General features: G+C 44.3%; 14 protein-coding genes. 9 read left to right on the forward strand and 5 right to left on the reverse strand.

Features of this window, described 5'->3' with window-relative positions; translation table 11 throughout:
- Nucleotides 1-182: 182 nt before the first annotated feature.
- The 5 genes from C1S73_RS24455 to C1S73_RS24480 all read left to right on the forward strand — a co-directional run bounded on the left by C1S73_RS24455 (nucleotide 183) and on the right by C1S73_RS24480 (nucleotide 6833).
- Nucleotides 183-1439 carry an aromatic amino acid transport family protein gene (locus C1S73_RS24455; RefSeq protein ID WP_038871642.1) on the forward strand — a complete coding sequence of 419 codons (1257 nt, stop codon included), beginning with the start codon at nucleotides 183-185 and terminating at the stop codon, nucleotides 1437-1439.
- 644 nt (nucleotides 1440-2083) lie between these two features.
- On the forward strand, nucleotides 2084-3997 hold the full coding sequence (locus C1S73_RS24465) for a tetratricopeptide repeat-containing diguanylate cyclase (protein ID WP_061034602.1): 1914 nt from the start codon (nucleotides 2084-2086) through the stop codon (nucleotides 3995-3997).
- Between the two features lie 9 nt (nucleotides 3998-4006).
- Nucleotides 4007-4342, forward strand: a complete 336-nt coding sequence (locus C1S73_RS24470; protein WP_038873503.1) for a hypothetical protein — start codon at nucleotides 4007-4009, stop codon at nucleotides 4340-4342.
- Nucleotides 4343-4598: 256 nt separating this feature from the next.
- On the forward strand, nucleotides 4599-6377 hold the full coding sequence (locus tag C1S73_RS24475) for a S8 family peptidase (protein WP_038873500.1): 1779 nt from the start codon (nucleotides 4599-4601) through the stop codon (nucleotides 6375-6377).
- A 12-nt stretch (nucleotides 6378-6389) separates the two neighbouring features.
- The gene (locus C1S73_RS24480) at nucleotides 6390-6833 is read left to right on the forward strand and encodes a hypothetical protein (RefSeq protein WP_038873497.1); all 444 of its coding nucleotides are present in this window, start codon (nucleotides 6390-6392) and stop codon (nucleotides 6831-6833) included.
- Between the two features lie 82 nt (nucleotides 6834-6915).
- On the opposite strand, the gene C1S73_RS24485 is transcribed toward C1S73_RS24480, so the two are convergent.
- The 4 genes from C1S73_RS24485 to C1S73_RS24500 form a co-directional block, all read right to left on the reverse strand.
- Nucleotides 6916-8205 (reverse strand): alkaline phosphatase, encoded by a 1290-nt coding sequence (locus C1S73_RS24485; RefSeq protein WP_038873495.1) that lies wholly within the window; start codon nucleotides 8203-8205, stop codon nucleotides 6916-6918.
- Nucleotides 8206-8343: 138 nt separating this feature from the next.
- On the reverse strand, nucleotides 8344-9273 hold the full coding sequence (locus tag C1S73_RS24490; RefSeq protein WP_038873492.1) for an SRPBCC family protein: 930 nt from the start codon (nucleotides 9271-9273) through the stop codon (nucleotides 8344-8346).
- Nucleotides 9274-9430: 157 nt separating this feature from the next.
- On the reverse strand, nucleotides 9431-10672 hold the full coding sequence (locus C1S73_RS24495) for a sensor histidine kinase (RefSeq protein ID WP_038873489.1): 1242 nt from the start codon (nucleotides 10670-10672) through the stop codon (nucleotides 9431-9433).
- Nucleotides 10644-11312, reverse strand: coding sequence for a response regulator transcription factor (locus tag C1S73_RS24500; RefSeq protein WP_038873507.1), 669 nt, complete (start codon nucleotides 11310-11312; stop codon nucleotides 10644-10646). Before C1S73_RS24500 ends, C1S73_RS24495 begins: the two co-directional genes overlap by 29 nt.
- Before the next feature lie 89 nt (nucleotides 11313-11401).
- Here C1S73_RS24500 and C1S73_RS24505 point away from each other — a divergent pair, with 89 nt between their 5' ends.
- The 3 genes from C1S73_RS24505 to C1S73_RS24515 all read left to right on the forward strand — a co-directional run bounded on the left by C1S73_RS24505 (nucleotide 11402) and on the right by C1S73_RS24515 (nucleotide 13455).
- A complete protein-coding gene (locus tag C1S73_RS24505; protein ID WP_038873487.1) occupies nucleotides 11402-12583 on the forward strand; it encodes a DUF5666 domain-containing protein in 1182 nt (393 codons plus the stop codon).
- Between the two features lie 122 nt (nucleotides 12584-12705).
- Entirely contained in the window at nucleotides 12706-13041 is a 336-nt protein-coding gene (locus C1S73_RS24510) for a hypothetical protein (RefSeq protein WP_038873484.1), read from the forward strand.
- Nucleotides 13042-13158: 117 nt separating this feature from the next.
- Nucleotides 13159-13455, forward strand: coding sequence for a hypothetical protein (locus C1S73_RS24515; RefSeq protein WP_038873481.1), 297 nt, complete (start codon nucleotides 13159-13161; stop codon nucleotides 13453-13455).
- Nucleotides 13456-13520: 65 nt separating this feature from the next.
- Here C1S73_RS24515 and C1S73_RS24520 read toward each other — a convergent pair whose 3' ends face one another.
- Entirely contained in the window at nucleotides 13521-14561 is a 1041-nt protein-coding gene (locus C1S73_RS24520) for a hypothetical protein (RefSeq protein ID WP_038873477.1), read from the reverse strand.
- A 375-nt stretch (nucleotides 14562-14936) separates the two neighbouring features.
- On the opposite strand from C1S73_RS24520, the gene C1S73_RS24525 reads away from it, so the two are divergent.
- Nucleotides 14937-15398 carry a hypothetical protein gene (locus C1S73_RS24525; RefSeq protein ID WP_038873475.1) on the forward strand — a complete coding sequence of 154 codons (462 nt, stop codon included), beginning with the start codon at nucleotides 14937-14939 and terminating at the stop codon, nucleotides 15396-15398.
- The last annotated feature ends 18 nt before the right edge of the window (nucleotides 15399-15416 follow it).

Raw genomic sequence — 15416 nt, forward strand, 5'->3', positions numbered from 1 at the left:
ATATAATTTCAATTTATAAACACCGAACTGAAACTATATATCGCTTTTTTCAATTTTACATGGTTCGATAGTTTACACCTTTGCCTCTTCACTAGCATGATTCACCATCACCTCCATGTGATAACAATCACTAAAACAGTTAACATCCGCGCGATTATTATTTTTATAAAGGCGAGTTTTAAGTGAAAGAATCTCGATATACATTAAATTTTAGTGAATTAAACACAACAAACGCTTGGACTAAACATGATACCCATTGGGTACTAAGTCTGTTTGGTACTGCCGTGGGTGCGGGTATTTTATTCTTACCGATTAACTTAGGTATTGGCGGTTTTTGGCCGCTTGTCGTCATGGCGGTACTCGCCTACCCAATGACTTATTTGGCACACCGTGGCCTAGCACGATTTGTGCTGTCATCAAAAGTGAAAAACGCAGATTTTACCGATGTGGTTGAAGAGCACTTTGGCGCAAAAGCGGGACGCTCTATCTCTCTCTTGTATTTCCTTTCAATCTTCCCGATTCTACTTATCTATGGCGTAGGTATTACCAACACCGTTGACAGCTTCATGGTCAACCAAGCGGGTATGGAGCCATTACCGCGTGCCCTACTTTCCGGCGTATTGGTGTTCAGCTTAATTGCTATCATGATGGCGGGTGAAAAAGTGATGCTACGTGCGTTTGCTATCATGGTTTACCCATTGGTTGCGATTCTGGCGTTTCTTTCATTTTATCTGATGCCGAACTGGAGCATGCCAGTGATGGATGCGCCGGAAATGTCGTCCTTCGCAAGCACAATGTGGTTAGCGATTCCGGTTGTGATCTTCTCTTTCAGCCACGCAGCAGCAATTTCCACTTTTGCAAATGTTCAACGTCGTCATTATGGTGATGCGGCCGATAATAAATCAGAACTGATTCTGCGTCGTACAAGCGTCATGCTGATTGCGTTTGTTCTTTTGTTTGTGTTTTCTTGTGTCTTGGCGCTTTCTCCAGAGCAACTGGCAGAGGCGAAATCGCAAAACGTATCAGTACTGTCTTACTTAGCAAATGCAACAGACAATCCATTCATTGCAACGCTTGGTCCACTTGTAGCATTTGTCGCGATCACCTCTTCTTTCCTTGGCCATTTCTTAGGTGCACGTGAAAGCCTAAATGGTTTGATCACTAAGCATTCAGATATGCCGAAACGCCGTGTTGATCACATCAGCGTTGTGGTGCTATTCGTGTCTATTTGGATTGCAGCAATCATGAACCCAAGCATTTTGGGTATGATGGAGGCACTATCTGGCCCGGTTATCGCGATGATCTTGTTCATTATGCCGATGTTGTCGGTGTACAAAGTGAAAGCGTTAAAGCAGTATCGTGGAAAAGTATCGACGTACTTTGTCCTATTGACGGGGATTATTGCAGTAAGTGCGTTGGTTTTTAGCTTGTTGAGTTAAGAAAATAGACGTGGCTTTTATTTTCAGGGGAATACCTTATTTTTTATTAAGGTAATTCCCTGAATTTTGCTATGGTTTTCTTATTCGGTAATAGAAAGAGACTTTCTCATTACATGAATGTGAAAACACCTACGATCATTAGTACAGACGCGATGCAAGTACGACCGATGATACCAAAGTGGGAAGGTTGAATCATTTCATTGTGCATAGGCAATCTCCTTTTTAGTGAAAACAAGCCGTTTTCTCTTGGCTTACTAACACTATGTCGAAAAAAGCATTTTTCCACAACTCATACAAAGATTAAATTTTTATTACAGTCATGTGAACTTTTAGAGATCGAACGATTTTTTAAGATTGAACTATCATCAAACGGCGTCTTTATTTTTGAATCGGTCAGCGAAAATATCCCCACCAGCCCTCCGACCCTTCTTATATAAATAACCGCTGAAAGACTCTACCTTCCTCCCTTACGACAAAGCTGAACTTTTTAAACGTTTACCTTGACCACATGCCTAGTTTCATTGGCTTGGTGAAGAGAATAATAAGCAGAATAAAACCGCTAAATCTATGGGTAATCGCGGTTAAGAGATGATAAACTTGTTACGTGTTTCATTATAAGAGTCAGCTTTTCTATCAACAGTCTGATGCCTTTTCCGTTAAAAACGCTGCGATTCCTTTTTACTATTATATTTGGAGTGCTTTGCTCACTACCCAGCCTAGCCGCTGACGCGCCCAAAAAGGAAAGCTACCTAAAGCAACATCTTGCTCGCGCAGATTATCCAATGCTGGAGTTCTACTTCGACTCCATTGGTAAACCTCGTTCAATTAAATCTAGCGATCTGTCACTGACACCTAATGCTTCGCCAGAATCTCAAGCGCTGTATTACTTTGCCCGTATCTATCTAGAACGCTATGAAGGGGTTCCTTTACCGAAACTTCCCAACCTTGTGGAGTTTGGTAAAAAGCACAAGTTGCCGTGGGTTATTGCAGAAGCCAAACTCAACCAAGCCGTAGAATTGGTAGAAGCAGACGAAGTGTGGCAAGGCGAACTTCTATTACACGAAGTCATCAACACCGCGCGTGAGATCGGTTATGACTCTTTGCAGGGCCGCGCCTATCGCTGGTTAGGTAATGCTGAAGTCCAACGCGCTCAAGTGCAAACAGGCCTAAGACACTACCGTACCGCTTACGATCTGCTTGAACACTCTGAGTTTGAAATCCAAATCGCGATGACGCTCAATAATATCGCTTCTCTTTACATGGAACTGTCCGATTGGAAGCGAGCGAAAACCTACTTAGATCAAGCGATTGATGGGTATTTAAACAGCGATGATCATTACGACAACAGCCTTTTCCTGGCGATCATGTACGCTAACATGAGCGTGGTTTATTTTGGAATGGAAGAGTACCTTGAGTCTGAACACTATTTCGAACAAGCAGCGAAACTGTCGATGGAAACCGGCTCAGTAAGAATCAAACATAATTCTGTTTCCAACCTATCTCAGCTTTTGAGTACGCTTGGTAAGATAGATGAATCATTAGAGCTAGCAGAAGCCTGCTTAGCCTTACCTAACCCTCAGAATCATAAAAGTATCAAAGCCGCTTGTTATGAGGCGTATGCCGAAGCGTACCTCGCAGACAATCAGTTTGATCAAGCAATCTTAAATGCGAAGTTGGCACTCGATAGCTTAAATGAATCGGCTAGCGCTGAAACTAAACAAAAAATGGACCTTCTTCTAGTCATGGTTCGAGCGAATCAAGAGTTGAAGAAGTTTGAAGCTGCATTTGATTACTTAGGTCAGTTACGCAGTTTGGAGCGCAACTTTTCTAGCCATGTCCATGGTGAAGAAATGATTAACATCAAGCTCGATCTTGAGGCAAAGTTAGCGCAAAAAGAGCTGACCTTACTAGAAGCAAAAAATGCGTTGCAAGCGTCTGAGCTTGAATCTCAACGCTATCGTGAAATCTTCTATTTTTGTGTCGTTGCGGCTATCGGTTTTTGGTTGTTCCGTTACATCCGCCAGATGAATAAGATCAACGAAGAGTTGGCGCAACAGAACACAACAGACCCGCTAACTAAAGTCCATAACCGCCGCTACCTTCCTAGCTGGTTGGAAAATATGGCTCGTCGCAGTCCAGATAGAAAGTTTGCCTTAGCGGTCATTGATATCGACCACTTCAAATCGTTCAATGACCAATACGGGCACGACTTAGGCGATAAGATGCTGATACATGTCGCCACTATTTTGGATGAGGCGACACGCTCTGGTGATCTTTTAGTTCGTTGGGGTGGTGAAGAGTTTGTATTATTGTTCGAAATCCGTCACGTCGACGACTGTGCAAAAACACTCAACCGTTTGAGACTTGCAGTAGAAAACAACAATCTAGAGGTTGACTCACAGTCGCTAAGCGCCACAATCTCTCTCGGCGCGGTCAACGAGTTAAGCGCTCAATCGATCAAACAAGAGTGGGATAAGTGGTTCTTTGCCGCGGACCAAGCTCTGTATGATGCCAAACAAGCTGGTCGTAACCAGCACAAAATTCACTCGACGTCATAGAAAAGCACAATGAAAAAAATATGGATTCTTGCTGCATTTGCCCCTTTCTTTTTGGCTGCATGCAGTAACCAACAAGCTTCCCAACTTGGAATGCGAAGTAGCAGTGTTAATGTGTACGCTCAGCAAATGAGTAACATGCAATTATGCGAAACGCTCTACTACAATCGCGCCACAAATCAAACTCGAGTAGCAATCGGTGCTGAATTCAACCGTCGCGGTTTGAACAAGAAATGGTGCGATAAAGAATTTAAGAAGTTTTATGTTGAAAAGGTAGTTGACGGTCTGCTGTCTCGTAAAGAACAAGCCCCTACAGAACCTGAGGCAACCATACAACCTGCCATATAAATCACCCCATTCCATAAAAAGCAGGAAATTACTCTAGTTTTCCTGCTTTTTAAACACGCTATCTTCCAGTCAAATATCTAGAATCCCAAGTGACTTCAAGCAGTTAACGTCAAGATAATGTCGTGCGTCGAAAAATGAACGTAAATAAGATGTAAACAGTTTTCGTCTCCTTAGTTAACCGCTAGCTTTGTTTAGACCTGTTTAAAGGAGTATCGAACAGGGACAAAAATTCCAAACAAAGACAATGAGGTCACAAATGGAAACACGCATTAATCGCCTATTCGCCGCGATGTTGGCAGTAGGTATTTCTCCTGCCGTCTCGGCATACGATCCGCTCTATTCAGAGCAATGGCACTTAAACAACACAGGACAAACGGCGTTCGCGGCCAATCCTGCGGTTGCGGGTAACGATTTAAACACCAACCTGACACAAGCAATGGGTATTGCTGGCGTTGGGGTGAAAGTTGCCGTTATCGATTCTGGTGTTCAAATCGACCACCCAGACCTTGCAGGTAACGTAGTCACAGGCAGCAGAAACTTTGTTGAAGACTCTTCATTCCCAGCCGACTACCCAGTCGATGCAAATGGTCACGGTACTGCCGTTGCCGGTTTGATCAGTGCTGTCGGTAATAACGGTGAAGGCGTTCGCGGTGTCGCTTCTCGCTCTTCTTTGATGGGCTTTAACTGGCTCGCTAACCAAACGCTTGAAGGTTGGTTAATTTCTCACGGTGCAGACGCGTCTACCAGCGACGTGCGCGTATTCAACCAAAGTTATGGCTTTAGCCCACTTACCCCTATTCCATTCGACGAGAATGATCCTCAGTTCAAACTCGAAATGGATGTAATGAAAGATGTGAGTGAAAGTAACGCATGGGGCCGTGGAGCAGTCTTCGTTAAGTCTGCAGGTAACGGTTATCGTTACTTCAATACTGGCCGATTCTTCGTTCTTCCAGGCGATTTCTTCGCCGGTGGTGGTAACAAAGGCTTACCAATGCACAACTCACAGCAGTCTTATGACAACGCAAGTTACTACAACCTAGTCACTAGTGCATTACGTGCCGATGGTACACGTGCAAGTTACTCGTCTGTAGGTACAAACGTTTGGGTTGCTGCACCAGCGGGGGAATACGGCCAAGACTTTCCAGCAATGGTAACAACGGACTTAATGGGCTGTGAAGAAGGTCAAAACACCAGCGCAGATTTGGGTATTAATGGCTTGCATGGCGGTACAGAGCAAGATCCAAACTGTAACTACACCAGCACGATGAATGGTACGTCTTCTGCTGCTCCAAACACCTCTGGTGCGATTGCCGCAATCATGTCGACAAACCACGCGTTATCAGCTCGTGATGTTCGTGCTCTTCTTGCAGAAACAGCAAGTGTCACGGACAAAGATCACCCAGGTGTTGCACTTGAATTTGTCAACAACCAAGGTGAAGTTGTCAGTTATGAAGCTATTTCACCATGGCAGAAAAACGCAGCGGGCGTTGATTTCCATTCCTTCTATGGTTTTGGTGCCGTTAACCTAGATGAAGCAATGAAGCGTGCACGTATGACAAACAACGTTCTACCTGCACAAGTCATTACGCCATGGGCAAACAATGCAACTGAAGTGAGCGTTCCAGATGCAAGCTTAACGGGCGGCTCTTCTGCTGTTGCGATCACTGAAGACTTAACGGTTGAGTCTGTTCAAGTTAAGCTAACGCTGGAACACTCACGCCTACCAGATTTGGCAATTGAACTAATTTCTCCAGCAGGTACGCGCTCTGTTCTACAAACGCCTCGCAACGGCCTTGTTGGTCAATCACTTGATCCAACAGTGGCAGGTTACGAAAACCAACTAATGCTGTCGAACCAGTTCTACGGTGAGAATGCGAAAGGCGAATGGACGCTACGCGCGATCGATACCAACGGTGATGAAGTATTCTCATTCATTGCATATTTCAACTCTTCTGCTATCTATGATGTACCGATGGCAAACAACGCACAACCAGGGGTTATCAAAAACTGGTCTATGCGTATCTTCGGTCACTAAGGAGTCAATCACATGAAATTTATGACTTTTTCTATTCTGGCTCTTTCAACAATGGCGGCAACTGCAAGTGCACAGCAATTGGCAGAGCAACCAACCCCTGAGTTATTCGTCGCTTCTGACGCGTTAGAAGTTAACGGCCAAGACTACCGTAAGCTATCAGTCGATAACTTATCTGAAGCCGCTGAACTGCATGCCGGTGATGAGGTGTTTAAGAACGCGTTTAGTAACGTATCTAAAGCCACAGGCCTTATCTTTGTAACAGTAAAAAGCCCTGCGGATGCAAAGGCCGTAGCAAAGGAGCTGAAACTTGAAGTTGTCTTCGCACAAGGTGAATCCGCGGTGTTTAAAGCATCAGAAGGCCAAGATCTTCTTGGCATCAGTGATTACCTAAATGCGGACAGTCGCGTAAAAGCGTCTAAAATTGAACTAAACAGCGGTAAATACCGTGCACAATAATTCTCTAGCAAGAGAAGTTGGCTGATAAAAATGCCTCAGCAATCGCTGAGGCATTTTCTTTACTAATCAGCTTCAATCTAATTTATTGAATAAACCCGATCAACTTCTTGGCAATATCGGTATTGTTCTGTGAGCCCACAAACTTATCAGCCCCTTTCCCGTAAGCGAACACTTGAACATCAACAGCGGTATGACCCTTCGTCGTCCAACCAGTAAAACTCTTCTTGTTGATGATGTCTTTCACTTCTTTATAAAGCGCTTTCGCTGGTTCTTCACTTAATTTCGCATAAGCGAGTTGTCTACCTTGCTCTTTCGACAATTCCCAATCCACAGAAGCATTCCATGTTTTGATCATATCGTGAGACTGCGCTAATGACATCGCTAAGGGCCATGCAGTTTGATGAACTCCTTTAATCGCCTCTGTATCCCATTGGTATTGTCCATTTGCACCGATAGTTAAACCGCCAGTGGAGTGGTCAGCCGTCACCACTAACAAAGTGTCTGGATGCGCATCGACATAAGCTTTCGCCAATTCAATCGATTTGGCAAAGTCATCCATTTCTGCCATCGCGCACGCAATGTCGTTCGCATGGCCACACCAATCAATTTGACTGCCTTCAATCATAACGAAAAAACCGTTATCTCGACGTTGCAGCAGTGAGAGAGCTTTGTTGGTCATTTCCTCTAGACGAGTGGGATTCTCATCAAGCGCAAATGGAAATGCCTTATCTGCGAACAGGCCTAAAGCAGGTAAAGTTTGCAATGCAGGAAGGTCTTTGAAATCGGTAATGTACTGGTAACCTTGCTGTTTAAATTCTTCAACCAAATTGCGATCTTCACGTTCAAAATAACGCACACCGCCACCAAGTAATAAATCAACAGGTAACTGATCATCGACTTTGTTATCAATGTAGTCATTGGCAATCTCATCATAGTTTCGACGAGATTCATTGTGAGCCGCAAAGCTCGCTGGCGTGGCGTGATTAATTTGTGACGTTGCAACTAATCCAGTCGTCATCCCCTGCTCTTTTGCCATCTCAAGCATGGTTTTTACTGGCTTTTTATCGACATCAACCGCCACAGCACCGTTATAACTCTTAATGCCACTGCTCAGTGCCGTCGCGCTTGCTGCACTGTCAGTAACATAGGTGACGTCATCAGGATACGTCTTTGCCATACCAACTAAGATCGAGTCAAACACCGTCGGCTCAATCTCTTTTGTGGCTGGGTCATCATGATAATAACGGTAAGCAGAGGTAAAGGCAGGTCCCATCCCATCACCAATCATATAGATGATGTTTTTAGGCGCCTCGCTGGCAAAGACAGGACTGGCAAATAAGCAGGCAGTTATTAGAGGGGTTTTCAGTTTCATATCTCATCCATGACATAATGCGATGATGCCAATATGGCACTCATCAACTTGAGTATCGTTCTAATTTTAAAGCATTAACGAATACTATCATGCAGTTAGGATGAAACATGGCGTTAGTTCATAGTTTTACAACGCACATCATTTCTTAAATAAGATAACCTCAGTGCGCAGCTCAGCCTGCTCAGTATCATGCGGACTGTTTAAGTAGCGTTCAATACCCAAAGGTTTGTTTTTCACTTTAACACCATCATGCCGAGTCACACTCATCGCCATTGACCATGCATTACCCAGAAACCAATATTCACCTTTATGCTCCACAACAAAGGTGTCACTGGCAGGAATGGTTCCAGCAACAAAATCCCCCATCGCGGCAACGCCAGCTTTAACTGGTAAACAGGTAATAAATTCAAAGTATCCACGCTTCATGTCCATGGATAAGTAATAGCAAAAGAGCTCCCCGGTCACAGGTAGCTTCTCTTTTTCTACGAGGTCAAATAATCGTTCAATGTGATCTTGCATGATTGGTCCCAGATCATTCATCATGCCGGAACCCATTAAGCCAATGTAGTTAATTTCATTTTGCTGACGGCTACCGACTTCAACCAATTCAGATAAGACAGTTCCGGTCTCTAATTGGCGCTTCAGCATGCGCAGCCCACGTTCATAGTCCATCTCAATCATGCTTTTAAACATGCCTTTCAAGAAGAATAAAAACCACGGCACGCTTGATTGCATCTGCCATTCCACCACAGATCCTTTCTCTGATGGCGTGACGATTAACGTCACTTTCGCATGACTTTTAAAAGGGCGGAAAAAGTGCAATTCCATATCTAAACGATGTTCTTGTGCGCTCTCTAAGACCATTGCCCCAGTACCAACACGCTTCCCGTTCCACTGATAGCCGGAACCGACCAGCCCCTGCTCATTGCTGTAAGTCAGCTCGCAATCCGGCTCTAAAATAAGCCAAGGAGACCATGCCGGCCAATTCTTAAAATCTTTGAGGTAATCGATAATCTCGTTTTGTGTCTTTTCGATTTCAACGCTCTTACTGACGTGGTACGAAAGCATAGTCGCTCCTTGAGTTTCCCTTCCACTCCCTAGAGTCTAATTCATATCAGTGTTTTTTCTTTTTTCACTGACAGTTAGGTACAAAAAAACCAGAGTGAAATCTCTGGCTTTTCGTTATTCACACCGTTCGAAGCACTCCCCTAATCGAAGTGCTCAATCAGGAAACAAAGTCGATTTTGGCCGTAAACCTTACGCCATCATCCTCTAATTCAAACGGCCAACTCATGCGCTCACAGATGCGTTGCACAATCACAAGCCCACAGCCATAACCGGCATTGTAGGTCTCATTACCATCATGGCGATTCACAACCACCAATTGAGTGCTATTCAGTTCAATCTCGATGTCACCAACGCTGTAACTGAATGCATTCTTAACCAGGTTATTGATCACAATGGTGATAAAACTCTCAGGCGCGTGCACCACACCACTGTCTTTTTCCCTTAACTGGTACTCTGCACCTTGTTTAGCAAACAGAGGAGCAAGCTCTTCTAGCTGTTGATTGAGGCAAACAATCAATTCATGGTCGCCGTAGTGCTGAGGCTCAACATTCTCTTTCCCTAACAGTAAGAAAGCTTCCGTTAGAACCCGCATTTCTTCACTGGCCAGTTGAAGACGCGCAATGGCTTTTTGCGCGACGCGTGGTTGATCTGGCACTCGGCTTAAAATATCTGCGGAGCCTTTTATTACCATGATGGGCGTTCGAAGTTCGTGTGATGCAAATCGGCTAAACTCTTGCTCTCGTCGGAAGTAACCTGCGATGTTGTTTTTACTGTCCAGCAAAGTTTGCTCAATATGTCGGGTTTCACTGAACTTGGTATCGACTTCAAACGCGGGTTGGTCTGGCGGCATACAGCCGATTTTGCCTTCAATTTTAGCCAGTGGACGAGAAAGAATTCGCACCATGTAAACACCGTAGCCAACCATGATGATGGAAAACAAGCCACCTAAGAAAAAAGTAAACTGATGCAACGAGCTTTCGTACTCATCCAGGTAATCATCGGAATCATCTTGAAAGACGATGTACATCAATCCTTCACCAGATGGGTGCTCGAAGACAACAAAGTGCTTATCCTCTTCACCTAATAGGTATTCATAGAAGCCTGGAAACTTAAACGACAGCAGCCAATCAGGTGTCGGAGCTTTGCTCCAGTAGGAATCAAACTCCATCACGTTTGGCAAAGGGGCATCCCAACCCTGCTTTTTGTAATTCTCTTTGTATAGAACCACTTCAGTATCGAGCCAGTGATGCAAGCTCAACACTTCCAGTTTGTTCTCTGCCACATAAATTAATGACCAAAACAACGTAAACATCGCAAACGTCATAAGGCCAAAACCCCAACGAATTTTGCGATAAATACTTGGGTAATCTTTATGCTTTAAGTCGGTAACCTTGTCCATGAATGGTCTCTAATCTAGAATCATCAAACCCTTTGTCGAGTGCAGTTCTTAGCCCGTAAATATGACTACGCAACGCATCACTGCCCGGAGGTTCATCCCCCCAGACATCCTCAATAACTTCGGTTCGAGATACCGATGCCGGAGCCCGCTTTAATAACAGTTTTAAGATCTTAGTTTGAATACGACTCAGTTTGAGTGCTTTACCCATTCTTGTGACTTGGTCGGTACGCACATCCAAACTAATGTCGGCAAATTTGAGCGTGCCAACATCTTGTCTCGGGCCTCGATTTGCCAGTGCATGCACACGTAAACTCAACTCTTGCATTGCAAATGGCTTCATCAAATAGTCGTCACCCCCAGCTTGAAACGCGGCAACTTTGTCGTCTAACGTATCTTTGGCGGTTAAAAATAATATCGGCGTACCACATAGATACTCTTGACGCAGTTTATGGACGGTACTGATGCCATCAAGTTTCGGCATCATGATGTCCATAATGATCACATCATAATGATTTTCTTGAATTAAATTTAGCGCGGCCTCTCCATGATAAGCGCAATCTATCGTCATCCCTTCCAATTCCAGATAATCGGCAATAGTTTCTGAAACATTGTGATTATCATCGACAATTAATATTTTCATAGGCTCACGTTTCTTCACGAACACTTCACGATACGCATCATAAGATACAACCAAATTCATAAATAAGCTTTCAAAAACAGGTATAAATCATGAAAAAATTAGCGCTTGTAGCCGCAGTGGGCATGGCATTATCGGGTTGTGGTGGTTCTGGTGACGGTGGCAGCTCTTCACCTCAACCGGCAGCAAAACCAAGCTCAGCGATTGGTACGGTTGAGTCCGTAAACGAAGCGAAAAGCACCATTACAGTAAATGGCTACACCTACCGCGTTTCTGAAGTCATGTATGGTTCAAAAGAAACCAACCTTGGCGCCGTTCAGCCAAACATGATGGTTCAAGTGGGTTCTGGAACAGAAAAATCAACAGAGGAACCGGTTGTTGTTACGCTAGAACCGACCATGACTGGCACGGTGACCGCGATTGACCACATCAACAAAACGTTCACGGTAAACGGTGTTGAACTTCATTTTGAAGGTTTAAGTGATGAAATCGACCAAGGCGACTGGGTTATGGTGTCTTCACTACCAACCGCTGATGCGGGCTACAAAGTGCTATCCGTCGTTAAGTTTGATTTCGATTACAACGGTCCTGATGAAATTGAAGGTCGTATCTCAAGCATTGACACCAATAACGGTACATTCAAACTAGGTGCGAACGTCACAGTCTCTTATGACCGAGTTGATGGTTTGAGCGTTGGCGAATGGGTAGAAGCCGAAGGTACGAAGCAAGGCGATGTTTTCATGGCTACAGAAGTTGAAGTCGAAAACTACGACAGCTTGATCGGTGATAACGACGTAGAAGGCATTGTTACTTGGGTCGCTAATGACTACAGCCAATTCTCACTAAACTACCGTGGTAACTTCGTTGTCGATAACGCGACCCGCTTTGAAGACGGGACTAAAACCGACTTGAAACAAGGCCAAGAAGTTGAAGTAACGTCTGTAATGAAAAATGGCGTTCGCACGGCGACCGAAGTCGAGATCGACGGCCCAGATTTTGATGGTGACCACGACAGTAACTGGCAAGGTAAAGAGTTTGAATGTGAAGGTGTGGTAACAAACTACAACGTAAACACGGAAACGTTCCAAGTTTCACGCTGTGAAAATGATGCAGACCAAGTCATGTCCAACAACACCGTTGTGATTGACGCTCAAACTCGCTTTGAAGGCTTAGAAAAGCACAATCTAAACGGCACTAAAGTCGAAGTTGAAGGTGTGATCATCAACAACCAAAACGTAGCACGTGAAGTAGAAGCAGAAAGTCACGACGACTAACGTAATGTAAATACACGCAAATATTTAAGAAGCATCACAATTTGATGCTTCTTTTCCTCCCGTATCGACTTTTCTTCTATCCTCTTTACAACAGATACGTATGACCAAATGAGGGATTAATAATGCGTAAAATAACACTGCCTCTAATGATGATTTTCAGCGCTTGTGCTTCAGCAAGCAGTTTTGCTGCAACAAAGGCTGATGCAACACCAGAGCGAGTTGAATCTTTTGAGTGCACCGGTTTAGTAAACAGCTATAACGCAGACTCCCAAACGTTTGTTCTTGCTTGCCAAAACGAGCATGGGCCTGAATTTCAAACCAAAACCGTCGTGATTGATAGCAATACTCAACTCGAAGGAGTACAGGAAGCCAACCTAGATGGTGCAACGATTGAGGTTGATGGTGTGGTTGTAGGTGATCAAAATATCGCAAGAGAAATTGAGCTCGCGAACGACTAAACTTCCGAAATTACAACAGAAACCCACAAGTGTCGCTTTGGCGGCACTTTTCTTTTCCTGCAAATCAGAATCCCTCAGTTACACTTAATGCATGTTTACATAAATACGGTAACTGGAATGAAAATACGTAATCTGGCTCTCCTTCTTTTCTTGTTTGTTTCTACAGCCAGCTATGCAGGCGTAATGGACCCCGACTGTGATGCTGAAAAAGCCGCGAAAGCAACGGCAACCAAAGCGGTTGTTGGTGTTGGTGGTCGTTGTACCCCAAAAGAAGCGTTGAAAGATACCACCGTAGAAGCGGGCAAAGACGCTCTGCCAGATGAGGGGATTGCAGGTAAAGCAGTTGATGCTGCAATGCCAGAAAAAGAAAAGAAACCTCTTAAGAACACAACCAAGAAAATCATCAAGGATTAATGCTGTGTTTCCGCGTACAAAAAGAGCGCCCAGATGGACGCTCTTTTGTTTTTTGCTCGAAATGCTTAAGCCGCTTCAGCTTGACCAATCCAATGGTAATGGTGATTCGCTTTCTTACCGACTAAACCAAGCTCAGCCAATTCTTCAAATACTTTATCAACTTCTTCTGCTGAAAGTCGGAACTGCTTCGCGACGGCTTTCTTAGTACATGTCACTTGATGCCCTTTTAGCGCATCACTCACTTGTTCTAATAACGTCTTTGGTTCTTCTGGCTCAATTGGCACAGACATTTCAGGTTGTTCTTCCTCTTTAATATGAGGTAAGTAACCCGCCGGCTCGAGTTCAATATCACGAACGTTCGCTAGCGTAATACCATCGTTTCTGCGGAAGTAATGACGGAAGCGGTTCTCTTCACCAATCAATCCAACGAAAAACGCTGCGAAGAAGTCCAACAAGATTGATAAGAAGACCACCAAACCCAGTTGCGCTTGAGACGATGTAGTACCGAATGCTTTCGCCAAGCTGTCAATCAAGCCGATCACCGAACCTTGCGCTACTGGAGGTAAGCTGTCGCGTTCCGTCGCTAGGCGTTGCTGTTCTTCACGCAATTTCTTGTTTTGCTCTTGAATACGAGAGACACCTGTCGCGATGCGCTCCATTTCGATGTACTTCTGCGCCGCCATGTTGTTCAGTTCAATCTGTTTATCGATTGATGCAATCTGACGGTTGTAGGCTTCAACTTTTGCCTGCTTTACCGAGATATGGCTTTGTGCACTGTTGGTCGCACTGTTGATACCACCGATACTGCCACCAATAGAAATGGCAGCGAGAACCAAATAAAACACCAATGCCGTTAAGGCACCTGCGTAGTTTCGATGGGCACGACGCTCACCGTATTCATACCAAGCGTAAAATTTACCCGCTTCAAATATGATGGCCAAACCGCCAAATAGCGCCTGCATCATTGGGTTTTCATCAATCGACAAAAACAGTAAAAGAGAGAAAATAGTCGATGCTAAAATCGCTGCACCAGTAAACGCATACACGCTCACCATCGCAAAGCGACCTTTAGGATATCGATATCCGATCTGTTGTTCGTATTTCATTGGAGAAATTTCTTAAGATTCCGCACCCCTTATATGACGGGCGCTTCAGGCAACTACAAAGGTGCGGAGAATACCGTATCCTTTATTAAATTACTGTCATAATTCCGTTAATGGAAAACAAGTGAAGAATAGATAGTCACTTTGAATCGAATAAGCGCGATTCTAGCACGTAAAATCACCAATCAAATCCGCACCATTCAGCAAGCCAACAGGTTAAACTGTGCTGTGAGCAACGCAATTTTAGATATTTATCTTTAGAACAATAATCCACAAAACAAATAAAACACACTCACATCACCTTTTTATAAACTACCAGTTACAATCTAACGCTCATTTGTTAGTATCCCGCGCCGAAACAATGAAGTATCGCGTCGTATGGAAACAGTCAAAATACAATCAGGAAAACCAACTATAAGCGCAGTAGCGATAATCATCGCAGTGCTGTTTCAGTTGTACCTGACATCCACCGTCGCGCTCAACCCTACGCAAATTCACGGTGAAAACTGGCTCAACCAAGTACAAGATGAGAAGGTGCTACTGTGTACTGCAGATGGCTTTAAATGGGTCGATGTTAACGAGTTAATTCAAGCGAATGCACTTCCCAACTCAGACTTCATTCAAGATCTCAATCTGCACGACAGCATCCAATTTGAATGTCCGTTATTGCAAGCCGCTCAATTCTTTATCTCCGTTGCGTTAGGACTCTTTCTTGCCACCATCTTTTGGCTGCGACGCCGCAAGCACACATTAATATCCTACGACTTCGCCCTATGTGGTCGACAAGTGTATAAACACGTCGCACCAAAACAATCACCACCTCGTGCTTTCCTTGCCTAATGCTCTGCATGTGGCGCA

The organism is Vibrio jasicida 090810c (assembly GCF_002887615.1).
GTDB lineage: Bacteria > Pseudomonadota > Gammaproteobacteria > Enterobacterales > Vibrionaceae > Vibrio > Vibrio jasicida.